We start from the raw sequence: 25315 nt of genomic DNA, 5'->3' as shown, positions 1-25315 counted from the left end.
AGTTAAAGTATATTGTACTTATGTATAGATAACTTCTATCATAGCTATATACATTTTTCTGAGTTTTTTTGTATTACTTAGGAGGATCATCATGTTTAAAATCATGGATTACGCATATCATTGACATAAATGCCTTAAAAGGACAGATGGTACCTACGTCCTCTTTATATAGATTATGTATTTGTTCAGATACGACTAAATTGTGTCTAGTGTAGAAAAAATTAGACAAATTCAGCCTTATATAGAACCAAATTCAACGGAAGTAAAATTATCCTCATTTCCATAATAGTAAGGATTTGCTTCTTGCGTATTATTAACAGCAGTTTTTAATAGTACTTCCTTATCATTATTCCATGCAACTTTCTCCATAATTGGAATATAATCCTTACACTTTTGATTATCTTCACAATCCTTGATTTTACCATCATCATTTAGATAACGCTTCAATGCATCATAGTATACTTTAGTGTTATTACCCTCTTTATCTATCATTTGTCCTAAGGTATTAACAAGTATCAATGGTGCAACTTGTTTTGCTTTTACAACACTTGTTTCACTGGACTCTCTAAAAAGATTAGGACATGCTCCTCTGGAAAAAAAGCTCTTGTTGAATTCTGGATTACTACGGTAAACGTTCGGGTAACAGAAACTCTTAATCTCTTCTTCTTGACACGCTAACTCTATTTGATCATCCACACATTTTTCACATTCTATATTACCAAGCCAGGATATTGAATTAAGATCCTCTGTAAAGGCAAATTTAAAATTTACTGCACCATAATTACCATTTGCTCCCTCTTCTATATATTTTGCAATCTTAGGATTACTGTACATCTCAGGATATAATTCCTTTAGTAAATCAGATGAACTAAAACCTTGACAACCTATCTTATTATCAACTTTATAAAAATGAGAATACGGCCCACAATTTTCATACTTGGAACAATCTGAGGTTACTTTTCGAGATGTAATTTCTCCATTTTCATTCTCTCCTTCATCAGTAACAGGTTCGCCCGTATCAATTTCACCTTCTCTATCGGTAACAGGTTTATCTATACCACTTCCTTTTTTACATTCTTCAGCTATTTTTTATACCACTCAGTCTCTGCTGATGATTGCTCTACATTTTAATTTCCGTAGCTGTTCACAACATTACACTCTGGAACTATATACCTAATATCGCATGCTGATTTCTCTCTTTATCTTCTGCAAATTAATTAAATGAAGGGCATTAAGTATCCACACTACTAAGAAAAGTGTGGTACAAAATATAAACATTGCAATGAGTGGCAGCAGTAAAGAACCTTCTATTGCTACTCCACCTTTTCTAAAAATACTTGCTGGCTGATGAAGAGTAGACCATAAATTCACAGAAAATTTTACTATGGGAATATTTATAGCACTAAAAATGGCAAATACTGCTGATGATTTCTCTGCTCTTGCTTGATTATCAAAAGCGCTCCACAATGAAAGATAACCAACATACAGAAAAAACAAAATCAGCATTGAAGTAAGCCTTGCATCCCATACCCACCAAGTACCCCATGTTCCTTTTCCCCAGATGCTACCTGTGATTAAGCATATTGCCGAAAAGACTGTCCCTGCAGGAGCAGCGGCATGTGCTAAGACACTAGCAACACTATTGTTCCATACCAACGAAATGAAACTGAGTGATGCAATGAGTCCGTATATTCCAAGAGCAAGCCATGCAGAAGGCACATGAAGATACATAATTCGTACAATTTCTCCTTGTTTATAATCTCCTGGGGAGAAGAATAATGCCAAGAACATTCCAATTAAAAAACATGCGAAACAAATAACCCCAAGCCAAGGTAGAGCTTTTTTAGCAAAAGAAGTGAAATTTGTAGGCTTTAATAAAAACATTCGTTTTGAGAATAATTGTGTTAAGAATTTATCAATTAGTTTGAGTTTTATCAACAAGATAGTTTTTCTATATTTACGTAGTATAATAAATTAGCACAATTTCAGTAGCAGATTGCTTGCTATTATTTTTAGTATAACGTTGATGACCCTTAAAAAGCTTAACCTACACTTAGTGTCAGATTCAAGTGGTGAAACTGTTATATCAGTTGCAAAATCAGCTCTGAAACACTTTCGTTCTGTAGAAACGATCGAATATGTTTGGTCTTTCGTAAAAGGAGAAGAGCAGATTGACAAAATTTTAGAGGAAATTAATAGAAAAAGTGATGAGCATAATTTTGTTATATGCACTATTACTAATGATGAGCTAAGAAAATATCTAAAAAATAATTGTATAAAGCTAAAAATTCCCTACAGAGCGATATTATCACACATTATTAGGGAAATCTCATCCTATCTTGAAATTGAAAAAGACGAAAAACTTGACTTACATGCTGAGATAAATAACGAATATTTTCAGCGCATTGAGGCAATAAACTATACCATTAATCATGATGATGGACAAAATATTCAAGATATTGATAAAGCCGATATAATTTTGGTTGGAGTTTCACGCACATCAAAATCTCCCACCAGTATGTATTTAGCTTACCGAGGCTATAAAGTTGCAAATGTTCCTTTTGTTAGCGAGATACCCTTTTACGTCGACTTAGCAAAATTAAAAAATAAACTGACTATAGGAGTAACAATAGACGTAAGAAGGCTAATAGAAATACGCAAAAATAGACTGACTTCAATTAATAATGAAGGTAATAATATATATGCTGACCCTAGAAAAGTAGAAAAGGAAATTAAAGAAGCAGAGGAGTTCTTTAAGCAAAATAACTGGCCAATTATTGATGTCACGCAAAGGTCAATCGAAGAAGTATCAGCAACAATTATACAGTATTTTAATAAAATGTGAAAAATTTATCAATTGACTAACTCTCTGTCAGTGATCATAATGTAAGGTAATTCTATTCTTACTGTAGATATGAAAGTTAAAGGGTCACTAAAATCTCATCGTAACAGAGATAAAAATTGTAAAGTTGTGAAAAGGGGTGGTAAGGTTTATATTATAAATAAGGTAAAGCCAAGATGTAAAGCGCGTCAAGGTTCTTAGCTTTTTGTTTTCCTTTTTATGTCATATGTTTTTCATATGGAAGCATGGTTAGAAAGAAACAAAAATTGTTGCATAGCACTGCCCATTTCTTCTCTTACATTATATTTTGGTATTAACATGATTACAGGCAGACGTGGCTTGTTAACATTAATTAACTTAAAAAAAAAGAAATTAATTACGTGCGTCAACAAGTCCATGAATTTTAGTTCCACCCTAAGCCCTCTTGAGAATTTTTTCTATATATAGGCTGAGCATGAATGACATCTGATCATCAATTATGCAAATCTTGTTGTGCATACTTAAGTCATTTTGCCAAAATTCCCTTTTTGCATCACCTTTTAAACCTCTTGTGTATATTTCTGTAATTGTGGTAAATTTTTGATCATTGGCAGCCACTTCTCCACACTGCTTCCATACATATTCTCAACTTCTTCTCGCTTTTACTGTGTATTCCTTTTGTGCTCTTTAAAACGGTACCTTCTATATATATATTTATTGTCATTAGGCTAATTTACCGCTTTTTTTCCATTTTTATACTTCCTTCCCTTGATTAATTTGACCTGCTAACATTTTGTTTACAGGGCCTGCTATTAACTCTGCACAATTTATTCTTATGGTAAAAACTTCTTCTTCACTCTTATTTTTCCTTAACTTGACGCATATGGTTTGTTAAATACTCCCGTCTGTCAAGGAATTTCTACTCATGAAGGTTATGGCTTGGAAGATTACTGAAATTTTGAAAAATGTAGTCTACTTCTATATTCAAATATATCAAGCAGTAATTCAAAATTAGCTATTGTACCTTTTGCACTATTATATGCAAGGTTGAGCAATTCTCTGTCCTCATATAAATCAGCAAATTTAAACTCCATGCACCCTGATTGTTTTGTGCCTAGAATATCTCCGCTACCCCTCAGCATCATATCCTTTTCAGCAATATAAAATCCATCTTGTGACTCACACATAATCTTTAACTTTGAATACGAACTTTTACTGAGATTGTCATATAACAGTACACAAAAAGACGGTTTATTTCCTCGTCCTACTCTACCTCTTAACTGATGTAATTGCGATAACCCAAACTGTTCTGCATTCTCTATAATCATAATAGTTGCATCTGGTACATCTATGCCAACTTCTATCACAGTGGTTGCAACAAGCAGAGAAAATTCATTTCTCTTGAAGGAAAACATCACTTGATCTTTCTGCTCTTGAGTTAGTTTTCCGTGTATTATTCCAACTCTATCAAAAAATGTCTTTTGTAGTTCCTGAAAGCGCATTTCTGCTGCGGCAATATTGAGTTCTTCGTTTTCTTCTATGTATGGACAAATCCAATATGCTTTTTCGCCTCTATTTATAGCATCTTTCAGTCTTTGAATAATATCTGACACTTTTTTAACGTTCATAATAACGGTTTTTATTGGCAATCTAGATTTTGGTTTTTCCCTTAAAATAGAACATTCAACATCACCATACATAGCTTGCTGCAAGGTTCTTGGAATGGGAGTTGCAGTAACAAAAAGTATATCGGTATTTTCTCCTTTTCCTACCAACCGATTCCTCTGTATCACTCCAAATCGCTGTTGTTCGTCTATGACTGCGAGTCCTAAATTTTTAAATGTAACGTTGGCTTGAAATAATGCATGAGTACCAATTACTATATTTAAAATACCACTTGCAAGTTCGTTCATAATAATCTTTCTTTCCTTGCGCGCAGTTTTACCGGTAAGCAAAGCAACTTTTATATCAGTACAAGATAGAGCTTCTTCGATCCAATTATAATGTTGCTCAGCCAAGATAGTAGTTGGTGCCATTAGAGCTACTTGCATGTTATTTTCTACCACATTCAGCATCGCAAAGAGTGCAACTACAGTTTTGCCACTCCCAACGTCACCTTGCAGCAGACTTACCATGCGGTATCTGGATTTTTGTCTTTCTGAGATTTCATCTATCGCTCGAATTTGATCATTTGTTAATTGGAACGGTAATTCATTTAAGACCTGCTCTTTGTATTTACTCAATATTATAAATTCTTTTCCCTCTTTTTTTACATGATTTTCCCTTGCAAGCTTTAGTGCCAACTGGTACGCAAATAGCTCATCATAAGCAAGTCTTTCTCTGCAAACTTCTGCTTCTGCGAGTGAGCTCGGTCTGTGCAATCTTATGATGCTTTCTTTCCAATTCAGCCATTTCTTTTGCTTGATTAATGTTTCATCTATCCACTCTGGCAAATCAGGCAAATCTTTTAGATTAGAACTTATTATGTTTCTAATGCTCTTGTTAGTAATACCGCGACATAATTGGTAAATTGGCTCTATGCAGGCTATTTCTTTAAATTGATTGATATCAGATAACATATAATCTGGGTGAGTAATTTGCCAATGTTCGGCAAACTTTTCAAGTTTACCACTGATTACTATATCTGTTCCAACTGGAAATAATTTATACAAATATTTAACTGAGTAATTAAAAAAAACTATAAATAAATACTGACTTTCACTTTCAACGATTATTTTATATGGCCTACCTCTAACGGTGGGGCGCTGGTGCTCATACACTTTTGCCATAAAAGTTGTAAATTCTCCCACTTGAGCATCAGGTAGTGATTTACTTCTATCCACATAGCTGAGCGGCCTATAAAACAGCAAGTCCATTACTCTGTCTCCACCGCAAAGTTTAGGCAATATTGCGGAATGAAACCTTGGTATATTCTCAATTTTACTATTTAGAAAAGTCAGCACACTTGACTGCTCATCAACATTCATACTGTGTAAAACCGTTTATTCATAATAGAGCCTTACTAAAATCCTGTCACCCTATTATGACTGTCTATGTTAAGTATATTATTGACATATTAACTATTTTTATGTATTATTATACTATAAGCAATTCATATCAAAGTATTAACAATGAACAACTCTACACAGGAAAAAAATGAAAATCCAGTCGTTACACTAAAAGCTCAGGCAGAAAAGTTTGATTTTAGCAAATTAAGAGCTGGTAAAGAGAATGTGGGAGCAAACTCTGGAAAACAGATGTATGACGATTTTCGAAGAATGAGGTTTGTTATTAACAAAAAGGATATAGATCAAGATTTTATTAAGCAATTATATGAAAGACATGCTGGTTTAATTGAAAATGACGAAAATGGAGAAAAGAATTATCGCCAATTTGCAAAAGAAGTTTTTCAGGAAATGTTTAAATATGCTGAAGCTCAAATCCCAAGTAATTCCATTTTGGAAGAGCTAATCACTCATTGTAATCAAGCAGGATATGTGGGTCCGTTAATGGGAAATGATGGATCTTTAACTACAATAAGCCTTAAACATGGATTAAGTTTTAGATCTATTGATTATATAATACATATTAATTGTGATAATAATAATCACGCAGCAATTACAGTTAAAGAACCAATTTCTGCATGTGTTACAGAAAAGCCAGAAGAAGAGTTATGTAAGTTGGGTAGCTCACTGGAATTTACACTTGAATCTCAAGATGGGAAAGATGATGTAGTATATCAAGATGGCAAATTGTCACTTACTGTACCTCGAAAATTGAGAGATTATAAAACTGATGGCATAAGTTTATTTGATATTATTAAAGAATATTTCTACAAATTCTGCGAGAAGTTAGGGTTCAAGTTTGAAGTAGAAATAGAGCATGATTTAGGTGATCCGATGAGCTACCTCGAAGAGGTAGCTCTGCCCATTCATAGCAATGAACACAAAAATACACCCTAAAACTAACAATTAAAATATCTCAAGTTCTGTTAGCTTATTTGCATAGTCAGTTGTACTAGACGCAACTTAATCTGACAGAAAAACTAATATCAATCTCTATGTTTGATGCTACTAATATTTTTCTAAAAAGCAATATGCTTGCTATCAAGAAAAGTCTGCATAGCAATATTTACCTAAATGAGGCCTTGTCTCAATTCCTAAATATAGCTGTGATTTTCTGGTTTATCATAGCCCATATCAGTCAAAATGCGCGATAATAGCACCATCAAAGAAAGATATATTAAAAAGATTAGCGGCAGTAATTGCAGTTTTCTCTGTTTGCCATAGCAACTCTTGAGTAGGTATCAATAATAATGATAATCTATATATCTGCTATAAAACCTCGAGATCCGTAGAATAGGGCTGACTAAGGTTCTCATACATTCCTGTATGCTGAGAACATAAAAGCTCTTTTGATTCTATTCCTAAATCCTCAAGTATTTGCTCCTGTTCAGCTATAAGTTCTAATAGCCCTGTTCCACTTTCACTTACTTCACTTCGTTCAAGACACATAAGTTCTGTTAACTCTGCTATGTCTTCTCTAGAAAGCTGATTTTTTTCAGAAAAAGTTGCTTCACTCATATGGTCCTCTTTTTGATATAAAGAGTATTTTATACAAGAGAATAACTAAAATAATCTAAACTCTTGTGTCATATTTGTAGCTTGGTGTAGTTATATGGTACATTTCAGATAAGAGTACTGATTATCTAATTGTAGGAGAAGACCTAGTCAAAATATAAAAAAGCAGTGGAATTGGGGGTGGTAAATTCAGAAGTGTCTGAATAACTGTGTGAACTAAGTTCGGAGGAGAATAGTATCAAGAAAGGAGAAAATTATATGGTCTTACCTTTATTGATGTATTAATTGAGAAGAGTTCTTAAAAGTTAATGTTTTGTTAGTTGTTTCATACTAAAATAGGCATATATAAATAATTAGGAGAATGTTATGCGGTCTAATTCCAATTCACTTAATAAATACGGATATGTATCTGATGCAAATGGATTGTCTCACCAACAAATGGGAATGTATGATGATTTAGGGAGATATGAAGTTGCTGATGAAGATATGATGTACCAAAAAAACTATGGTATTATTGGTGATAGTTTAAAAAAAATAACAAATCTGACTGGAGATACAGCAAAGAGTATAGCAGATTACCTTATTAAACCTGTTAGTGATCAGGTTGCAAAGCAAATCGTTGTTCCATTAGGAACGGAGATTATAAGTAAAATTGTCGTACCTATTACAAAGAAAGTTGCAGAACAAAATCAAGACATGATAAAAGAGCTAACAGATAAACTCATGGTTCGCGTGGAAGATTTTGCTCGGTTACAAATAGAAAAATTAAAAGAAGACGTAAAGCAAGAGATAACATCAATACCAGGTAAAGTTTTAGAGAAGATAAAACCTTCTTCATGGCTTCCATGGAAAGCAGAAAGTTTGGATGAAGCTTATTCTGACACTTATGTACCAAATGATATAGATGAATTTGCATGGTAGAGCTTCAAGGTTTAGCAAAATGTTTTTTGGTTTATATTCGCTTGAGGTTAACATCATTGGCCTTAAGCTTTTTTTAATGCTAAATGATCTTACTGTATATCTACAAATTCTTCCTGTGATTTTCAACTCTAGAGGTTATGCTTAAATTATAATATCTACCAAAAAAATAGTCATTTTGCTTGGATATTTGATATAATTTAGATCTATTAAAGCAAAAGCATGAATGAAGTAATAACATTTGGTTGTCGTCTAAATTTCTACGAGAGTGAGTTAATCAAAGAAGCATTAAAAAAAGCAAAGAGAGAAAATGTTGTTGTAGTGCATAGCTGTGCAGTGACAAACGAAGCAGAACGCCAAGTGAAGCAAAAAATACGTAAGATCTATAAAAACGACCCAAGTAAAGAAATTATCGTAGTTGGCTGTGCCGTTCAATTAGATCCTAAATCATATAGTGATATTCCTGGTGTAAGTAAAGTGCTAGGTAATCAAGACAAGCTAAGAGCTGAAAATTATCTACTAAATAATGATGAAATCTTAGTCAGTGATAACCAAGTAGAACCTATTCTCATTAATGGATTTGAAGATAAATCAAGGGCATTTATTGAAATTCAAAATGGTTGTAATCATAGTTGTACATTTTGCTCAATTACTGAGGCAAGAGGAAATAATCGATCTGTGCCAGTAAACAATATTATAGAGCAAATTAAGATTTTTATAGAAAATGGGTATCAAGAAGTGGTGTTTACAGGTGTTGATATTACTGATTTTGGTACAGATTTGTTTGGTAAGCAATCACTCAGTTCAATGATTAGAAGAGTTTTAAAGGATATACCACAGTTAAAGAGACTAAGACTTTCCTCTATTGATGTTGCTGAAGTTGATGATGAACTAATGGATTTAATAGCTAATGAGTCAAGACTTATGCCTCACTTACACTTGAGTCTACAGTCTGGTAATAATTTAATACTAAAGAGAATGAAACGTCGTCACAATAGAGAACAAGTGATAGAATTTTATCATAAAATGAAGAGCTTAAGACCTAATATAGCATTTGGCGCTGATATTATTGCTGGATTTCCAACAGAAACTGATGAAATGTTTCAGGATACAGTTGATTTACTGAAAAAAATAAATGTAGTTTATCTACATGCTTTTCCATATTCAGAGCGGAAAAACACACCTGCTGCACGGATGCCACAAATACCAGAGAATGTACGTAAAGAACGAGTAAAGCATCTAAGAGAAATAAATAAAGAAATGATGAGCAGTTTTTATCAATCTTTGCTCGGCACTGAGCAAAGCGTTTTGGTTGAGCAGAATAATATTGGTAGAACAGAAAATTTTGCATTAATAAAACTTACATCAAGAGTTCAAGCTAAAAGTATTGTGAAAGCTCATGTTAAAGGAATAGAAAATAATTGTTTAATTGGAAATATTATTTCTTAATTTTTGTACATTAAAGGAATATATGATATAGTAGTTATACTATAAGTGATAATTCATTTATGATAATTAGAATATCTATTGCTTTATTTTTCATCTTCATTCCGTGTGTCTATTTTTTTATTACTTATATCAGTAACAATACACACATTGAGCAAGTACAACCGTTAAAATTAGAAACAGATAATAATGAAAGTGTAATACGTTCTGAAGAGGTTGCTGAAAGAGAAATACCAATAAAATATCAAGAACTTAAAAGTAGTTCACCTTCTATTTTCCAAGCAGCTGGTCAGAAAAATATGTTGCCACGTATTACAGATCAAGCTGAACCTACAAAGGCAAAATCAAAAAAACTTGATTTCTATGTTAGTGCTAACGGTGGTAAGATATACAATGATAATTCAGAAACATTTGTAAAGGGTATAAAGGCAATAGGAGAAAGGTTTATTAATTTAATCAATACAGCTAATCCTAATCTTTCTTTGCAAGAAAAAGTAGTATCATTGTTTATCAAAGCGGGATTAGTGGATGAAATTCAGAGTATAGAGAAATTTAACGGCAAAATTGATTTCCAGTGGCTTAGGAGCGTATCTTTAGGTTACTATGCTGGGGAAAATGGCCGAGTTGATTTTGAAGCTATGTATTCTACAGCCAATATTAAAGATAGTAATTCTCCTCCGGTATTTGAGAAATCAGCAAGCGTGTTTGCATTTTTATTAAACTTCTATTATAACTCCAGCATTCAAGATACACAATTTGCTCCGTATATTGGTCTTGGTATAGGGCCAACAGTTTTTAGATTAAAAAAGATTAATGGGTCACCAGAAAATTCAATGCCACTGAATGTTCCTTGGTTTGCTTATCAAATAAAGCTTGGTGTTGACTACTCAATAATCCCAGAAGTTAAAACCTTTTTCGGCTATCGTTACTTTAGTATCCCAATACCTATTGCAGATGATATATCCACTCATAATATTGAAGTTGGTTTGATGTTTAATTTTTAGTAATAATATCTTTTCAATTCTAATATCCTGATTTCCATTCAGAAATTTGATAAATCTATCCATATCTTTAATCTTATGGCCATATCCTTTGTGATAGCCTGAAGATGGTTTCTGTTTCTTTTTTCCTTTTCTTCCACAAATATATTGGTTTTATGCTCACTAAATTGGTGAGCATGTTACAACGTTTTTGACGACGAAAAGACTGGATAGCTACTTTCATGACAACCATTTAGTTGTCTTTTCTCGTCTATCTTATTTTGTCACTCTGCTGAACAGATACTAAAGTACTAGCTTTTGTGGGTTGATGCACAATTCTATCAGAAGTTTTGTGACTATAATTGCAGAAAACATCGAGCATAAAACTCCTATCGATAAAGTGATAGAAAATCCTCTAATTGCTCCGCTACCAATAATGAACATTATTCCTGAAGCAATTAGTGTAGTGAGGTTTGAATCAAGAATTGTTTTTATTGCGTTTTTAAATCCTTCTTCAATGGCACGAGCTGTTCTTTTTCCTGCTCTTATTTCTTCGCGGATGCGTTCAAATATTAAAACATTTGCATCCACTGACATGCCAACAGTTAGCGCAATTCCAGCAATTCCAGGGAGAGTAAGAGTTGCTTCAAGTAAGGTAAGAATGAGTAGTATAGAGATTACATTAAAAACGAGTGCAACAGACGCTAATAAGCCTAATTTGCCGTAAGTAATGATTATAGATAAACCAACTGCTATGATAGAGATTATTGCTGCAATTTCTCCTGCTTTTATTGACTCTTCTCCAAGGCTTGGACCAATGTTTTTTTCTTCAATTATTTTAAGTGGTGCAGGTAGTGCACCTGATTTTAAAAGTATTGCAAGTTCACTCGCTTGTTTTTCAGTGAAATTACCGCTAATTTCTCCCTCTCCATTTAGAATAGGTTCACGTATTGTTGGTACAGTTAAGACTGTGTTATCTAAAACAATTGCAAAAGGCTTTCCTACATTTTCTTTAGTAATTTTTGCAAATTTTTTACTTGCTATGCTGTCGAATTTGAAATGTACTGTTGGTTTACCTAAATTGCCAAATCTAACTGATGCGTTAACTAATGAATCACCGCCTATTTCAGTTTTGCGGAATATCGGGTAGGAATTACCCAAAGAATCCTTGAGCATAATCGTAGTGTCATGATCGATATCTTGCATTTTAGCTACATTGGTGTTTGCCAAATGGAAGGCCAGCTTGGCTGTTTTGCCAAGCAGAGATTTTATCTGCTGAGTGTCTTCTACTCCAGGAACTTGGACTAATATCTTATTTTGTCCTTGTTTTTGCACACTTACTTCCTTAGTACCAAGCTTATCTAAGCGTCTTTGAACATTAACTATTGACTCTGAAACTACTTCATTGATTAATGAATTCTTATAATGCGGTTTATATGAAATGAAAATTGCAGTATTTTTTCTACTCAATTCTAAATTTTGGTTTATTTTATGTATTAACGTTGAAACTTTTTTGTAATCATCAATATTATTTAAAGTTACAACCACTTGTTTATCGTTTTTTGCGCTAAATTCAATCTTTTGTGTTAACAGACCTTCTTTTATTTCATCGGTTAGCATGCTTAGTTTCTCTTTGAAGTAAAAATCTAAGTCTACATTTAGAAGCAGAGATGATCCACCTTTCAGGTCAAGCCCTAAATTTATTCTCTTTTTTGAGGTAAAGAACTTATTATCAATAAAATTTGGCAGTATTATATATAAGGACAGCAAAAAAATTAGTAACACTGAAAGAGATTTAACTATTATCTTGTTTGGCATAAATTTAAACTATATTAGTGCATTGTAGACCGAATAGTTGCTAATCACAAGCACCTAAAAGATTAGGACCGCCTAAAGCCCTGATCTATAATTGATGGTCTGCGTTTGTTTTTCTAAAATATCATTATAAATCCATGAATGAGGTTCAGAGGTAGCTTTAAGATTCTCTATTTGTTTATTTTTTCTAATGCTATCAATCGGAAGGTAAATGCATAAACCAAGTATTGAGAAAGTAACTATGGTAGCTGGTATGTGAATAGCAAGAAATTCACTATAACTTGGATCTTTCCAACCGAGAGGACTAGATAGAGAAGGATGAGAGGAAAATCTGGGAATTGCTACTACTGCACTTAATGCTGTTAGAATAATAGCGACAGTAGTACATACAAGAGGTAAAATATTCTTTTTATTAAATCTGCCATTAGAATCTTTTAAAATATCAAACATACATACTCCTAGATTACTAAATGTTCGTGATACTAAGGGCTAATTGTAAAATGTTCAATAACTAAATTGGAGATAATAAAAAATGGGCATAGAATATAGACATATAATATGAAGGATATATGCTAGTTAAAATAGGTACGAGAGGAAGCGACCTTGCGCTCATCCAAGCTTTGGAAGCAAAACAAAGATTATTAGAGTCTTTTCCTAATCTATCCGTTGAGATCATTAAAATCAAAACTTCTGGTGATAAGTATGTTAATGTAAATCTTGCTGAAATAGGAGGTAAAGGACTGTTCCTCAGGGAGATTGAGGCTGAATTACTCAAAAATAATATAGATATGGCGATTCATTCGCTAAAAGATGTACCTGCGTTTTTCTCGAAGGACTTAACAATTCCTTGTGTTTTAGAGAGGCTAAGTCCATGTGATGTATTTATTTCTCATAAATATAAGAGCCTAAAAACTTTGCCACAGCAGGCTACAATTGCAACTTCTTCAATAAGAAGAAAAGTTCAGCTGTTAAATCTCAGGCCAGACTTAAATGTAGTGCCACTGCGTGGAAATGTGACAACTAGACTGCAAAATCAGAATTTTGATGGAATGATTTTAGCTGAAGCAGGGCTGATAAGATTAAAAAAATATCACTTAATTACAGAGGTATTGCCACCAAAAGTCATGTTAAGCGCAGTAGGGCAGGGGACAATTTGCATTCAATGCCGAAAGAATGATATAAAAGTTATCGATCTTTTAGAGAAAATTAATAATAATATGTCTTTTATAAGGGCAAAATCAGAGCGCAGTTTCATGAAGACAGTAAATGGTTCATGCTTTACACCGCTTGCAGCTTTAGCAGAATATGTGAGTGAAAACATGCTACATCTTTATTGTATGTTAGCGGGCGAGAGAGTTATATACTTTACTGAACGCACTTCGTTTGTAGAAGATGCAGAAAAAATGGGTATGGATGCAGGATTAGAGTTAAAATCAAAATGCTTATAAGCTTACCTAAAGTATGTGGAATCTACCGTTATAATGTTTCAATGTCTAAAATGACTTGGTTAAATGTTGGTGGCCAAGCTGATGTACTATTTAAGCCACGTGACATTGAAGATCTAATGTGCTTGATAAAAGATGCGGAGTTACCAATTAGCGTTATCGGTGCAACATCCAACATAATAATTCGAGATAGTGGCATTCGAGGAATAACGGTGAAATTAGGTAAGGAATTTGCGTATATTAAATGTAAAGATAATAGCTCCATAGTTGCAGGTGGTGCTGCACTGCTTAGTAACCTTGCCTACTTTGCAGGGGAACAGCAAATTAGTGGGCTTGAGTTTCTTGCTGGAATTCCAGGAACAGTTGGCGGTGGAATAGAAATGAATGCAGGTGCATATGGTAGTGATATTGCGAGTGTTGTAAAATTTATAAGGGCAGTGAATCTAGAAGATGGAAATTTATATGAATTCTCCAGCGAAGAAATGGGATATTTTTATCGTGGACATAGTCTAAAAGGCAGGTGGATTTTTATTGAAGCTGAATTTAAAGGAGTAAGTTCAGAGTATGAGCTTATATTGCAAAGATTGAAAGAAGTTATTGATAAAAAAAATAAAAGTCAACCAGTAAGAGGAAAAACTGCTGGTTGTATATTCAAAAATCCAATAGGCTGCAAGGCATGGAAACTGATTGATGAATCTGGCTGCCGAGGATTAGATAATGGTGTAGCTAAAATTTCTAAGAAACATTGTAATTTTCTACTCAATTACAATAATGCAACTGCACTTGACTTAGAAAACCTTGGCAACAGAGTAAAAGATGCAGTAAAAGATAAATTTAACATTGAACTTGAGTGGGAGATAAGGGTTTTGGGTAGGTAACTTCTAACCTTCTCTAATATGACCTATTTCAATTGAGTACACTTCAATTTAAGTCCAAGGTACACTATTTTGCGAGGATAATTTATGCTTCCTTTGAAGAAAAGCATTCTTTTATTTTTTCAATTACCGGCTCTATAATGTAGTGATTTATTTTCTTAATCATAGGTTCTACAATCATATTTCCAACAATAAGGCCTGTAATTGGGGCAATAATTCCTATTGTCGCACCCATCAAAACTGCTGATCCTGTATTTAACATTACACCAGGAAAAATAGCACCTATAGCTGCACCAAGACCAATCCCGATTGCAGTGCTAGTAACGCCCATACAAAATATAGGGAAAATGCATTCTCGATTTACTTTATCTTCCTTATAATCACAATATGTAAGGTATGCGATAGATAATATTGTAGAAACAGCAGCAATAATTCCACCTATAATGGAAGGTGATAAAATTGCGAAACTTGGACCAAGACCTACAAGCACTCCTATTGAAATATTCATTCCCATTAATATTCCAACAAGGATTAACTCTTCTTTAGTTTTTTTATCCATACCCCTCCTTAACACTTAATTAATAATAAAATGTTACTCATCTTTACTTAACCTGTAAAGTTATCTTAACCTAATTTCAAAAATTATTGTATAATATCATTTTGAGGTTTTATTTTCAATGCGCAAACTTGCAATACTCTTTTCTATACTGTTTGCGGTAATTGCTTACTATTTAAACAATGAAATAATATTTGAAATAGCAAAGCTATTTAGCGATATATTCATCAGTCTGTTGAAATTGATTAGCTTACCTTTAGTTTTTCTATCTATAGTGTCCACAATTTCAGGGCTTAAAGACTCAATTGAAATTAAAGTATTACTTAAGAAGACGCTGTTTTACACGCTGTTTACAACAATTGTAGCTGCATTTGTTGCGTTATCTTTCTATTTATTCATAGACCCAGTAAGAAAAAATTTCATAAGCAACACAATAGAAAGTGTGAGTGACAGCAATCACAATTACTTTTCATACTTAAAATCACTCATTCCATCAAATTTTGTGCAAGTTTTTCTTGAAAATAACGTTATTGGCAGCATATTGATTGCTTTTTTGATGGGTGGAGCTATTATTTCGCTCTCAAAAGAAAAACAGGATATATTACACCAAATATTCTCTGCACTGTTTGATACACTTCTTAAAATTGCTCAAGGGTTGTTAAAGTTTATTCCTCTTGCTGTATGGTCTTTTATCACATGTTTTTTATACGAGTTAAAAGGTGGCAGCGAATTCCATAGTCTTTTTTGGTATTTTGCTTGCATAATGTCTGCAAATTTCGTGCAAGCATTTGTGATTTTACCACTACTCATGTGGTATAAAGGTATATCACCAATTCAGACGCTAAGGGGAGTTATGCCGGCACTCATACTGGCATTTTTTTCTAAATCATCCAGTGCGACACTACCGACAACCATAGACTGTGTGCAAAATCAGCTAAAAGTGCCAAAGAAATTGTCATCTTTTATTCTACCAATATGTACAACTATCAATATGAATGCGTGTGCTGCATTTATTTTAATCACAGTGATGTTTGTTGCGGAGATGAATGGGCACACATTTTCCTTAAGTGAGATGTTCATATGGATTTTCTTAGCTACAGGAGCTGCAATTGGCAACGCTGGAGTGCCGATGGGGTGCTATTTTATGGCAACTAGTTATTTGGTATCAATGAACGTTCCTTTGTACATTATGGGGCTGATTTTACCTATTTATACAATCATTGATATGTTTGAAACTGCAATAAATGTTTGGTCTGATGTCTGTGTAACGCAGATAATTAATAAAGAATGTAAAACTTAGAATGATACTAGACAATCCGATAATAAAAGAGTTTGAAGAGGCTGGTGCGATTTTGCACGGACATTTTGTACTCTCGTCAGGGCTGCACAGCAACACTTACATACAATGCGCTAAAATTTTTGAAAATCCAAGCAGAGCAATGAAGGTTTGTGAGCTATTGGCAAATAAAATAAGAAAAGAGCTTGTTGAACCCATAGACTTAATACTATCTCCTGCAATTGGTGGAATAATTGTGGGTTATGAGATTGGTAGACAGCTTGGAATCCGAACAATATTTTGCGAACGTGTTAATGGTAAATTTGAATTACGCCGTGGATTTGAGATTAAACAAGGTGAGAAAATCTTACTAATTGAAGATGTGATTACCACAGGTAAATCTTCACTTGAAGCAGTAAAATGTGGAGAAGAGAAGGGAGGTAAAGTTGTTGCTGAAGCTTCTTTGATAAAGAGAAGTAGTGAGACAAAACTACCTTTTTCTGTTATATCTTTGATTGAACTAAACATTCAAAACTATAGCGAGAAAGAACTGCCAAGTGAATTAAAACAATTACCTATAATGAAACCTGGAAGTAGAGAATATTTAACAAAGTAATTCTATATATGGCTCAAGTGGTTCAGTAACTTTTACGTGTTATATTTTTTTCACCAAAGTTAGATATTACAGTTTATTTTCCCTGTATTCGTTCAGCAGAATGGCAAAATAAGATAGACAAATAAAGATATAAAGTAAAACAATAATAGGTGTCATTCCAGCGCGTGACGATGGAATCCAGAAAGGAACAATGGATCCCAGTGTCTGAGCACTGGGATGACAAGGTAGGAAGCACTGGGATGAAACCTTTTTGCTTCAATATTTTGCACAGTAGCCATGCAACTTGACAAATACTTTTCTCTTGATTTAGCTAAGGTTTTTATGAATTTTGCCCATAAAAACCCTGTTATAACTAAAAATACACTAAATCTTGGTTTGCACATGTTTCATCTTGTGCAGCAAAAGACAATAACTTTGCGCTCTCAAGGAAACTTTTTGCACTAGCTTCTAAGAGATCAGATTTTACTTCTGTAAGTTCACATTTAATCTGATCTATTTTCCCATTCAAATTTTTATGTGCATCTTCGATTAATTTATTCATTTCATCTTCTAAAAGTGTACTTACTTCTTTACTTTGTGTAGTGACAAGATCATTTATTTTGCTTGTAATTTCAGGTTTTATAAGGCTTTCAATTTTTTCTTCAGTGTATTTTTTTACTGCTTCTTCTACCTGAGTTTTTATTTCTGGCTTTAGCAGATCTGCAACTTCTGGTCCTACTTTTTTCACTGCTTGTTCAGCTGCATTTTTTGCTGCTTTTTCAGCATTTGCTTCTGCTGACTTTACTGTTTTATCAATTGAAGTCGATATTTTTTTTTCTATTTGATTAGCTTTTTCGGTAGCTATTTTGTTAGCTTTCTCTTCAGCTAAAGTTAGCATTTTTCCTTCTATTTTTTTTACTTCATCTTGAGCTGCTTTTCTAGCTTCTAGTTTTAAATCGTTACCCATTTTAGGTATTACTTGTTCTGCTGCTTTTTTTGCTGCTTTATCTATGCCCAACCATTCTCCTAATTTACCACTCACACCATATGCTAAAGTTTCAGAACTCAATTGACCTTCTGAATTTTGTGGCTGGTTCCTGTGTACTTTCCATACTGTATTCTGTGTGTCGTAACTTGGTTGATCGTTCCAATTTTTGTAATTGTGTTTTACCATAATATACTCCTTTTTTTTAAAAATAATTCCAATATTAGCATATGAATATGAACTTTATGTTAATATTCATATAACTGGTTTTCAGTTTAGTAGTATAAATTTGTAACACCTTTTAAAAAAATTCATGACTTGGTTATAAAGAGCATTATATTGGTATCATGACTAACTTGGAAAAGATGAGAGAAAAACTGCAGAACCAAATTAATTATCATAATATCTTATATTATCAAAAAAGTAAGCCAGAGATAAGTGATGCTGAATATGATGAACTGAAAAAAAAGTTAGCTGCGATAGAGCCAGAAGCTTATGCAACACAAGATAGTGTTGGTGCTCCGCCTGATGAGAGATTTTCTAAGGTGGAACATCAAGAACCTATGCTTTCTCTTGAGAATGCTTATGATGAGCAAGGTGTAGAAAAATTTTTGTCTAAAATAAAGAGATTTTTAATTGCAGATGAAATAGAGATATTATGTGAGCCAAAAATTGATGGATTGTCATTTTCTGCAATTTATGAAGATGGGAAATTTGTTAAAGCTGCAACTCGAGGTGACGGTTTTGTAGGAGAGGATGTAACCCACAATGTTGCAACAATAAAAGGCTTTCCTAAGTTTTTACAAGATGTGCAAGAAAGACTAGAAGTAAGGGGTGAAATATATATCAGTAACAGCGACTTTTTAAAGTTAAATGAAAATAATGAATTCGCTAATCCTCGAAATGCAGCTGCTGGTTCTTTAAAGCAATTGAATGCGAACATTACAGCAAAAAGGCCTCTTAGATATTTTGCTTATTCTTTAATTGGTGGAATAGAGAAAAGTCAAAGTGAGATACTAGAAAAGCTTGAGAAATTTGGTTTTTGCGTAAATGAGCATCGTTCCTTAGCAAGTAGTTTGAATGGAATGCTAAAGTTCTATAACGAGATCTATGATTATCGTTATAACTTGGATTATGATATCGATGGGATAGTCTATAAAGTGAATGATTTGGTGCTACAAAGTCGTCTGGGAAGTACAAACAAAGCGCCACGCTCAGCGCTTGCATATAAATTTTCTGCGGTTTATGCAAAGACAAAGTTAAATAAAATATTTATACAGGTGGGTAGAACGGGGGTTTTAACTCCAGTTGCAGATTTGGTACCAGTCAATATTGGCGGAGTACTAGTTAGCAGAGCAAGTCTACATAACCAAGATGAGATAAAACGTAAAGACATAAGAGAAGGAGATGTTGTAACAATTAAAAGAGCTGGAGATGTAATTCCTCAAATTGTCAAAGTAGATGAAGGTTCTCGTCATGCAAATATGCCTGAATTTGTGTTTCCTGACATATGTCCTGAATGTGGTAGTAAAGTGCAGATTGAAGGAGTTGCAGTAAGATGTCCTAAAGAATTTAATTGCAAGGCTCAAATAGTAGAAAAACTAAAACATTTTGTGTCAAAAGATGCATTTGACATTGTTGGCCTTGGTGAAAAACAAATAAAGTTTTTTTATGACCTGGAACTAATAAGACAAATTCCAGACATTTTTATTTTAGAGGAAAGATTAAAAGAGTTTTCCTTAAAAGAGCATCATGGTTGGGGCGAGAAGTCAATAGCTAATCTATTAAGTGCTATACAAAACAGAAGAGTAATCACTCTAGATAGGTTCATATTTTCTTTGGGTATCAGATTTATCGGCCAAGTTGCAGCAGAATTGCTCGCAAATTATTATGTATCTTATGATAACTGGTATAATTCGATGTCATCAAATGATGTTGAGTTGGTAGGTATAGATGGTATAGGAGAAAAAGTAGCTGAATCTTTAAAATCGTTTTTTTCTCAGGAACGTAACATTAAAATGTTAAATGATCTTACTGCATATCTGCAAATTCTTCCCGTGAGCTCCAACTCTAGCGATTCTTTTTTGAATAACAAAATTATAGTGTTTACTGGTAAGCTACGTGCTATGAGCAGAGGGGAGGCAAAAGTAAGAGCTAAAGTTTTAGGGGCAAAGATCAGTTCAAGCCTTTCTACTAAAACTGACTATTTAATTGCAGGAGAAGATCCAGGTTCAAAATATAAAAAAGCAATGGAATTGGGTGTGGAAATTTTAGATGAAGAACAGTGGAACAAATTGTGCTAAACACAACTTAATCTGACGGGAATGAATTAACTGATAGAAGAATTGAAAACTAATATCAGACTCTTATTTAATACAATTGAACACTCCTTGCTCTTTATAAACAGTTATGCAACAAAGCAAGTTAAATAGCTAAGCACCCCTCTAATATATGATTTCTCTTTAACTTTTTCTAAATATGGACTAGGTAATTCTTCCTTATCTACAGATTCGAAATCATCTTTCTCAAGAAACAACTCATGTATTATTTGTGCTAGTATCATAAAGTCTTTCTTTTTAGGGGACTGAACAAAGCCTGGATATTGCTCATCATGTGCAGTTTTTTCATAAACAGATTGAATGAAAGTAGATATTCTTTTTTCTAATTTTCTCAAATTTTCTACCAATTGCTTTTCCCCTGGTAAAGGTATTTGAAGCTTTTTTTGCTTTAACACCTCCTTTTCTGATATGTGACCAGAATCGTTAATAAACTTACGTGTTATTTGCTCTAACCTTTCCAAGTCTATTTCTGTATTATAATAAGAAAGAGCTGGATAATTTTCATCTTGGCACAGCTTATTATGATAATCAGAAGCTTCAATAAACTTATTTACTATTTCTTTTAATTCTTGTAAATCATTTAGCTTTTGATTGAAATCAAGATATTTTTTCAACTCCATCCACCACTCATATTTAGCAGATTTTTCTTGTTTTTCTATTTTATTTTCTAGCTCTTCTACTACTTTGCTATCTGCAAATGCTTTTATATATATTTCTTGAATAACAGAACAGAAATTTTTTTTAGAGAACTGTCCTGTATATATATAATTAATGGTCTGAAGACGCTCATTTTTTATCGAGTATGTTAGTATATTAACTAAACTCTTTAAAAGAACTTGCTGCCCTTCCGGATTGTTTTTTATATTCTTTTCAACTAAGTTCAACATTTTTTTTATCAGTCGTTTATTATCAATTAATGAGACTATAGCCAAAATTGTTTCGATCTGCCCTACTTTTCTACTAATGATCTGATTAAGATTTTTTTCATTGAGCTTGGCAATATCATTGCTTACAAGTATAAAGGCATTTTTATATATTTCCCGAATAATTGAGAATTGTGAATCAGGGTACTCGCGCCTATTTCTAGTAGATTTTTGTGTAAAATGTTCGTATAGGTTTGTAACAATTGAAACATCTGGTTTATTTATAGCTTCCCTTAAAGAAAGAACTAACATTTTCTTTAAGTTAGCTTGTTTATCTATATCAATTAAAAGTCTAGGATCACTTTCTACAGCTAATATCTTTTTCCACCATAAAGTCATAACTTTTTTATTAAAATAATATAGCTTAATTATTAACTATATCTATGAGAAAATCAAGAATTATGTATTTTTTTATATTTTATATAGGATTATTAATATTCACTTTAGTTTCAGAAACATACTGCAAATTAGAATCATAAAAATCTTTAATGTTCATTTTTCCAAAAACGCAAAAAAAGTACCTACCTTTATGAAAACAAGCCTATAAAAATATGGTTGTAAAAATGGAAGCCTAAAATCATTGCAACAAAGTTAGGCAAATTGGTTCATATGTAAATTTAGTGAAAGTAAACCAATATAGCTGATTTCATGGTATAGCAAAATCACTATATTGAAAAGTTTATATGGTACACCAATTGATTCTAAAAAAAATGTTTTCACACTAACTGGTTTTGGGTGCTGGAAGTGACCAAATTACTTAAGTTGTTTAATACTGAATGAGTATAAATTTATTTTCTTCTACTAATCGTACATGGCCCAGAGTGGACAAATGGGAAGATTATACTATTAAAGATCTATAATATTAGAGCTCTGCCTAAAAAGTAAATTCATTAACTTTTATTCCACAACTTTGCAGTATTACTTATTTAATGATGAGATAAGAATTACGTATTAATAAATAATATAGGTTAATATAATAATAGAAATATTGACATATTAATAATATTATTATACTCTTAATATAATTAAGTAATTAAGAGAAGTTATGAGTATTGTATTGTTTTATGAGAAGTTTAATGATGAGGCTTTAGATAATGGGGAGAGTAGACCGGCGGAACTTCCCCACCAGTCTCTCGCAGAACTGTGCATGAACCTCTCAGCTCACACAGCTCCCATTATTTAGCCTTTTGATCCTTGTCCTAGTTCCCAGTGGTAGAAAATATTTGGAGACCTTTTTCTCACCTTTCCTAGAAATTGGCTCGCTAGTCTTCCATGAGCTCGAAGTTTCTTATATTTTTTCCTAGCCCACTTTATTAGGTATCTCTCTATATTTCTGAGAGTTGGATGCATCTCTGATTTATAAAACCTGCCATAATACTGAAACCAGCCTCTGACTATGGGATTTACTTTCTTTGATATCTCCTCCATGGTTGTAGATGTTTGCCTGTGTATTTTCCATGATTTTATAGCTTGGTGGATCTTTTTCTTGGCTTTGTTGCTAATTGCAGGCATAAATAAGACTCTATAACCCTTAACTTTGTTCTTTGCTAACCTAGGTCTAAAAGTGTAGCCTAGAAAATCAAAGCTTTGTTTGGGAAATTCGCCCTTCCTGTAGTGGTCCTTACAGTACACTATTTGTGTCTTCTCAGGATGTAGTTTTAGCTTATACTCAGCCAATCTTTTTCCGATCATTACCTTGATAAATTCCGCCTGCTTCTGAGTTTTGCAGTGTACTATCGCGTCGTCTACATACCTCTCAAATGGCATGGTTGGATAGTTTTGTCTCATCCACATATCAAATACATGATGCATAAATATGTTCGAAATTATAGGGCTTATCGAACCTCCTTGCGGAACTCCTTTATCCCTAACTACCTTACTACCATCTGCTTGCTGAATAGGGACTTTCATCCACCGTTCAACGTACAGTATGACCCATTTGCAGTCTGTATGCTTCTTGATTGCTTCCAATGCTAACTCGTGATCCAAATTGTCGAAAAATCCAGATATATCCAGATCTACCGTCCAATCATTCTTCCAGCATCTCTTGCAAGTCGTACTTACCGCGTCCAGTGCAGATTTGTTTGGTCTATAGCCATACGAATCTTCATGAAACTTCTGGTCTACCAACGGCTCAAGATACATTGTGGCAGCTGTTTGTGCTATCCTATCTGTTACTGAAGGGATGCCTAATATTCTCTCTCCTCCTGTAGCTTTTGGTATTACAACAGCTTTTACTGGCTCTGGAAAATAACTTCCGGATGACATCTGATTCCATAATTTGTATAGATTATCTTTTAGATTTTCCTCAAACTTTGTTATCGAGACCCCATCTACACCTGCCGCTCCTTTATTTTTCGATACTTGTTTATAAGCTTTCCAAATAAGTTGCTTTGGTATATCAAAAGACTTTGTTTTATTCATTAACTCCTCCCTTTCGGTTGATAAATAATTAAAACTAAATAACTCAGCCCCTTCGCTCCATTTCCATTACAGAAACTTCTTCACTACTACGAGCTGATCCGTCCCTGTTTTTCGCATCGGTACTCTCACCCTCAGAGATCAGCTCTTTGGATTTCTCCCTTATCATCGAAACGACAGGTTCCCGCAGTTCCACACAATAGCCTGAAATAGATTCATGCCACCTCTATGCCGGACGCCACCTACCCAGTAAACAAGCTCCCGATAGGTTTATCCCAAGTGAATTCTACGCACCTGGTTTTGACATCATCGCATTAAGTTTCGACACGTGTTCAGTGGTTCACTTTCGTTCATCTCTCTATTTCACACATGACACATAATTGTGCCTTTTCCATAACGCTCACTACCTTGGCTCTTTACCAAAGCAGCTTATGGTTGTTTGAAGCCTGCTCTTGTAAACTGGCTTCAAGGGGCCCACCCTCATCTGTTGCGTAGCTTTTGCACTCAGCTTGTTCTTTTCTGAACAGTCTTTGTGTCTCTACGGCACACTAGAATTCTTTAAAAGCTTCTTCTTGATTTGAATCCCTACTCTTTAAACACACAAACATATCAATATCGTGATTAAAATCTCGAGCATATCCTTTGGCAAGCCCACCAAAAATAAAAGCAAACTTTAAATTTGTTCCAAAGATACTACTTACCTTAAATTTAAATTTGTCAGATATTTCAGGAATAATAGACTGTATTTTAAAAAAGTTTTCTATTTTTTACACCTCCAAAAATTTACACATTACGTAAGCATCAACATAGGTATTATTTATTTTAGCATCTTTTTTTAGTGTTCCTTCTAACTTAAAGCCCAATTTTTTATATAACTTTATTGCCCTAATGTTAGTATGAAATACTTGTAACATTATCTTTTCACACTTTAATTTTAGGCATCTGTTTATAACTTGTTCTATCATGGTTGTACCTATTCCTTTTCCCCAATATTTTTTCTTTACAGTTAACCCTAGAGTGAAAACATGGCTAGAACGCCTTCCATTAGAAATACAAGTGCTTTCACCAACAATGTTACCTGACTTATCCTTTGCTACAAGCATTACCCCATTTTTGTTCCGTAACACACTCTCTATAAAGTCCTTCTCTTCTTCAGTACTATAATGAAATTCATCTTGCTTAAATGAAAGGTTATCAGTTTCTCCTCCTACTTCATTAAGATACTCAACTAGTTTCTCAGAATCCTCCGGCATTGTATGAGATACCGTAAACTTAAAGCACATAACGCTAGTTAAAAATTTTAATATACATAATCTATTTACTTAATCAACAGAATAAAG

The 25315-nt window shown here is 33.4% G+C and carries 24 protein-coding genes; 11 read left to right on the top strand and 13 right to left on the bottom strand.

Annotated features, from left to right (window positions below):
• Window positions 1–237 precede the first annotated feature (237 nt).
• Entirely contained in the window at window positions 238–834 is a 597-nt protein-coding gene (locus ABWU65_RS02550; RefSeq protein ID WP_353280258.1) for a hypothetical protein, read from the bottom strand.
• Window positions 835–1173: 339 nt separating this feature from the next.
• On the bottom strand, window positions 1174–1884 hold the full coding sequence (ccmC, locus tag ABWU65_RS02545; protein WP_264375876.1) for a heme ABC transporter permease CcmC: 711 nt from the start codon (window positions 1882–1884) through the stop codon (window positions 1174–1176).
• A 142-nt stretch (window positions 1885–2026) separates the two neighbouring features.
• Between ccmC and ABWU65_RS02540 the strand changes: the two genes are divergently transcribed.
• Window positions 2027–2845 (top strand): pyruvate, water dikinase regulatory protein, encoded by an 819-nt coding sequence (locus tag ABWU65_RS02540; protein WP_264375245.1) that lies wholly within the window; start codon window positions 2027–2029, stop codon window positions 2843–2845.
• Window positions 2846–2914: 69 nt separating this feature from the next.
• A complete protein-coding gene (ykgO, locus tag ABWU65_RS02535) occupies window positions 2915–3043 on the top strand; it encodes a type B 50S ribosomal protein L36 (protein ID WP_006015378.1) in 129 nt (42 codons plus the stop codon).
• Between the two features lie 213 nt (window positions 3044–3256).
• Here the strand turns inward: ykgO and ABWU65_RS02530 are convergent, their stop codons facing one another.
• Window positions 3257–3439: a hypothetical protein gene (locus ABWU65_RS02530; RefSeq protein WP_353280257.1), complete on the bottom strand. Its 183-nt coding sequence runs from the start codon at window positions 3437–3439 to the stop codon at window positions 3257–3259.
• A gap of 329 nt (window positions 3440–3768) precedes the next feature.
• Complete coding sequence (gene recG / locus ABWU65_RS02525) at window positions 3769–5808, bottom strand: ATP-dependent DNA helicase RecG (RefSeq protein WP_265042147.1); 2040 nt, start codon at window positions 5806–5808, stop codon at window positions 3769–3771.
• Window positions 5809–5952: 144 nt separating this feature from the next.
• On the opposite strand from recG, the gene ABWU65_RS02520 reads away from it, so the two are divergent.
• On the top strand, window positions 5953–6783 hold the full coding sequence (locus ABWU65_RS02520; protein ID WP_353280256.1) for a hypothetical protein: 831 nt from the start codon (window positions 5953–5955) through the stop codon (window positions 6781–6783).
• A gap of 372 nt (window positions 6784–7155) precedes the next feature.
• On the opposite strand, the gene ABWU65_RS02515 is transcribed toward ABWU65_RS02520, so the two are convergent.
• On the bottom strand, window positions 7156–7404 hold the full coding sequence (locus ABWU65_RS02515) for a hypothetical protein (protein WP_007301923.1): 249 nt from the start codon (window positions 7402–7404) through the stop codon (window positions 7156–7158).
• Between the two features lie 363 nt (window positions 7405–7767).
• On the opposite strand from ABWU65_RS02515, the gene ABWU65_RS02510 reads away from it, so the two are divergent.
• From ABWU65_RS02510 to ABWU65_RS02500, 3 genes are all read left to right on the top strand, one after another.
• Complete coding sequence (locus tag ABWU65_RS02510; RefSeq protein WP_264377991.1) at window positions 7768–8322, top strand: hypothetical protein; 555 nt, start codon at window positions 7768–7770, stop codon at window positions 8320–8322.
• A 219-nt stretch (window positions 8323–8541) separates the two neighbouring features.
• Entirely contained in the window at window positions 8542–9768 is a 1227-nt protein-coding gene (gene mtaB / locus ABWU65_RS02505) for a tRNA (N(6)-L-threonylcarbamoyladenosine(37)-C(2))-methylthiotransferase MtaB (protein ID WP_010402133.1), read from the top strand.
• 59 nt (window positions 9769–9827) lie between these two features.
• Window positions 9828–10769 (top strand): P44/Msp2 family outer membrane protein, encoded by a 942-nt coding sequence (locus ABWU65_RS02500; protein WP_213863769.1) that lies wholly within the window; start codon window positions 9828–9830, stop codon window positions 10767–10769.
• 279 nt (window positions 10770–11048) lie between these two features.
• Here the strand turns inward: ABWU65_RS02500 and secD are convergent, their stop codons facing one another.
• Together secD and ABWU65_RS02490 are read right to left on the bottom strand one after the other, a co-directional pair.
• Complete coding sequence (gene secD, locus ABWU65_RS02495; RefSeq protein ID WP_264685588.1) at window positions 11049–12563, bottom strand: protein translocase subunit SecD; 1515 nt, start codon at window positions 12561–12563, stop codon at window positions 11049–11051.
• Between the two features lie 72 nt (window positions 12564–12635).
• Window positions 12636–13010, bottom strand: coding sequence for a hypothetical protein (locus ABWU65_RS02490; RefSeq protein ID WP_007301917.1), 375 nt, complete (start codon window positions 13008–13010; stop codon window positions 12636–12638).
• Between the two features lie 119 nt (window positions 13011–13129).
• Here ABWU65_RS02490 and hemC point away from each other — a divergent pair, with 119 nt between their 5' ends.
• Together hemC and murB are read left to right on the top strand one after the other, a co-directional pair.
• Entirely contained in the window at window positions 13130–14008 is an 879-nt protein-coding gene (gene hemC / locus ABWU65_RS02485) for a hydroxymethylbilane synthase (RefSeq protein WP_353280255.1), read from the top strand.
• Window positions 13999–14883: a UDP-N-acetylmuramate dehydrogenase gene (murB, locus tag ABWU65_RS02480; RefSeq protein WP_012481841.1), complete on the top strand. Its 885-nt coding sequence runs from the start codon at window positions 13999–14001 to the stop codon at window positions 14881–14883. The genes hemC and murB overlap by 10 nt, the downstream gene beginning before the upstream one ends.
• 82 nt (window positions 14884–14965) lie before the next feature.
• On the opposite strand, the gene ABWU65_RS02475 is transcribed toward murB, so the two are convergent.
• Window positions 14966–15439 carry a glycine zipper family protein gene (locus tag ABWU65_RS02475; protein ID WP_007301914.1) on the bottom strand — a complete coding sequence of 158 codons (474 nt, stop codon included), beginning with the start codon at window positions 15437–15439 and terminating at the stop codon, window positions 14966–14968.
• A gap of 118 nt (window positions 15440–15557) precedes the next feature.
• Between ABWU65_RS02475 and ABWU65_RS02470 the strand changes: the two genes are divergently transcribed.
• Together ABWU65_RS02470 and pyrE are read left to right on the top strand one after the other, a co-directional pair.
• Complete coding sequence (locus ABWU65_RS02470; RefSeq protein WP_353280254.1) at window positions 15558–16736, top strand: dicarboxylate/amino acid:cation symporter; 1179 nt, start codon at window positions 15558–15560, stop codon at window positions 16734–16736.
• Window position 16737: 1 nt separating this feature from the next.
• The gene (gene pyrE / locus ABWU65_RS02465; protein ID WP_353280253.1) at window positions 16738–17328 is read left to right on the top strand and encodes an orotate phosphoribosyltransferase; all 591 of its coding nucleotides are present in this window, start codon (window positions 16738–16740) and stop codon (window positions 17326–17328) included.
• A 352-nt stretch (window positions 17329–17680) separates the two neighbouring features.
• Here pyrE and ABWU65_RS02460 read toward each other — a convergent pair whose 3' ends face one another.
• Window positions 17681–18481 (bottom strand): hypothetical protein, encoded by an 801-nt coding sequence (locus ABWU65_RS02460; RefSeq protein ID WP_353280252.1) that lies wholly within the window; start codon window positions 18479–18481, stop codon window positions 17681–17683.
• Window positions 18482–18639: 158 nt separating this feature from the next.
• Here ABWU65_RS02460 and ligA point away from each other — a divergent pair, with 158 nt between their 5' ends.
• Entirely contained in the window at window positions 18640–20595 is a 1956-nt protein-coding gene (gene ligA, locus ABWU65_RS02455; RefSeq protein ID WP_353280251.1) for an NAD-dependent DNA ligase LigA, read from the top strand.
• 104 nt (window positions 20596–20699) lie between these two features.
• Here ligA and ABWU65_RS02450 read toward each other — a convergent pair whose 3' ends face one another.
• From ABWU65_RS02450 to ABWU65_RS02435, 4 genes are all read right to left on the bottom strand, one after another.
• Window positions 20700–21893, bottom strand: coding sequence for a hypothetical protein (locus ABWU65_RS02450; RefSeq protein ID WP_353280250.1), 1194 nt, complete (start codon window positions 21891–21893; stop codon window positions 20700–20702).
• 840 nt (window positions 21894–22733) lie between these two features.
• Window positions 22734–23978: a group II intron reverse transcriptase/maturase gene (ltrA, locus tag ABWU65_RS02445; protein WP_353280030.1), complete on the bottom strand. Its 1245-nt coding sequence runs from the start codon at window positions 23976–23978 to the stop codon at window positions 22734–22736.
• 43 nt (window positions 23979–24021) lie between these two features.
• A complete protein-coding gene (locus ABWU65_RS02440; protein ID WP_262986403.1) occupies window positions 24022–24144 on the bottom strand; it encodes a hypothetical protein in 123 nt (40 codons plus the stop codon).
• A 598-nt stretch (window positions 24145–24742) separates the two neighbouring features.
• A complete protein-coding gene (locus ABWU65_RS02435; protein ID WP_353280249.1) occupies window positions 24743–25228 on the bottom strand; it encodes a GNAT family N-acetyltransferase in 486 nt (161 codons plus the stop codon).
• Window positions 25229–25315: the final 87 nt, after the last annotated feature.

The organism is Wolbachia endosymbiont (group B) of Silvanus unidentatus (assembly GCF_964028615.1).
Lineage (GTDB): Bacteria > Pseudomonadota > Alphaproteobacteria > Rickettsiales > Anaplasmataceae > Wolbachia.
The sequence above is the reverse complement of the archived record's forward strand: the minus strand, read 5'-3'. Positions and strand labels throughout refer to the sequence as shown.

What these genes read in the sequence shown, in the direction of transcription:
- mtaB (WP_010402133.1), top strand. Translation starts at nt 8,542, where the DNA reads ATGAATGAAGTAATAACATTTGGTTGTCGTCTAAATTTCTACGAGAGT.
- ABWU65_RS02500 (WP_213863769.1), top strand. Translation starts at nt 9,828, where the DNA reads ATGATAATTAGAATATCTATTGCTTTATTTTTCATCTTCATTCCGTGT.
- ABWU65_RS02510 (WP_264377991.1), top strand. Translation starts at nt 7,768, where the DNA reads ATGCGGTCTAATTCCAATTCACTTAATAAATACGGATATGTATCTGAT.
- ykgO (WP_006015378.1), top strand. Translation starts at nt 2,915, where the DNA reads ATGAAAGTTAAAGGGTCACTAAAATCTCATCGTAACAGAGATAAAAAT.
- pyrE (WP_353280253.1), top strand. Translation starts at nt 16,738, where the DNA reads ATGATACTAGACAATCCGATAATAAAAGAGTTTGAAGAGGCTGGTGCG.
- recG (WP_265042147.1), bottom strand. Translation starts at nt 5,808, where the DNA reads ATGAATGTTGATGAGCAGTCAAGTGTGCTGACTTTTCTAAATAGTAAA.
- ABWU65_RS02515 (WP_007301923.1), bottom strand. Translation starts at nt 7,404, where the DNA reads ATGAGTGAAGCAACTTTTTCTGAAAAAAATCAGCTTTCTAGAGAAGAC.
- ABWU65_RS02490 (WP_007301917.1), bottom strand. Translation starts at nt 13,010, where the DNA reads ATGTTTGATATTTTAAAAGATTCTAATGGCAGATTTAATAAAAAGAAT.
- murB (WP_012481841.1), top strand. Translation starts at nt 13,999, where the DNA reads ATGCTTATAAGCTTACCTAAAGTATGTGGAATCTACCGTTATAATGTT.
- ccmC (WP_264375876.1), bottom strand. Translation starts at nt 1,884, where the DNA reads ATGTTTTTATTAAAGCCTACAAATTTCACTTCTTTTGCTAAAAAAGCT.
- secD (WP_264685588.1), bottom strand. Translation starts at nt 12,563, where the DNA reads ATGCCAAACAAGATAATAGTTAAATCTCTTTCAGTGTTACTAATTTTT.
- ABWU65_RS02475 (WP_007301914.1), bottom strand. Translation starts at nt 15,439, where the DNA reads ATGGATAAAAAAACTAAAGAAGAGTTAATCCTTGTTGGAATATTAATG.
- ABWU65_RS02540 (WP_264375245.1), top strand. Translation starts at nt 2,027, where the DNA reads ATGACCCTTAAAAAGCTTAACCTACACTTAGTGTCAGATTCAAGTGGT.
- ltrA (WP_353280030.1), bottom strand. Translation starts at nt 23,978, where the DNA reads ATGAATAAAACAAAGTCTTTTGATATACCAAAGCAACTTATTTGGAAA.
- ABWU65_RS02550 (WP_353280258.1), bottom strand. Translation starts at nt 834, where the DNA reads ATGTACAGTAATCCTAAGATTGCAAAATATATAGAAGAGGGAGCAAAT.
- ABWU65_RS02440 (WP_262986403.1), bottom strand. Translation starts at nt 24,144, where the DNA reads ATGATAAGGGAGAAATCCAAAGAGCTGATCTCTGAGGGTGAGAGTACC.
- ABWU65_RS02450 (WP_353280250.1), bottom strand. Translation starts at nt 21,893, where the DNA reads ATGACTTTATGGTGGAAAAAGATATTAGCTGTAGAAAGTGATCCTAGA.
- ABWU65_RS02470 (WP_353280254.1), top strand. Translation starts at nt 15,558, where the DNA reads ATGCGCAAACTTGCAATACTCTTTTCTATACTGTTTGCGGTAATTGCT.
- ABWU65_RS02520 (WP_353280256.1), top strand. Translation starts at nt 5,953, where the DNA reads ATGAACAACTCTACACAGGAAAAAAATGAAAATCCAGTCGTTACACTA.
- ABWU65_RS02460 (WP_353280252.1), bottom strand. Translation starts at nt 18,481, where the DNA reads ATGGTAAAACACAATTACAAAAATTGGAACGATCAACCAAGTTACGAC.
- ABWU65_RS02435 (WP_353280249.1), bottom strand. Translation starts at nt 25,228, where the DNA reads ATGCCGGAGGATTCTGAGAAACTAGTTGAGTATCTTAATGAAGTAGGA.
- ligA (WP_353280251.1), top strand. Translation starts at nt 18,640, where the DNA reads ATGACTAACTTGGAAAAGATGAGAGAAAAACTGCAGAACCAAATTAAT.
- hemC (WP_353280255.1), top strand. Translation starts at nt 13,130, where the DNA reads ATGCTAGTTAAAATAGGTACGAGAGGAAGCGACCTTGCGCTCATCCAA.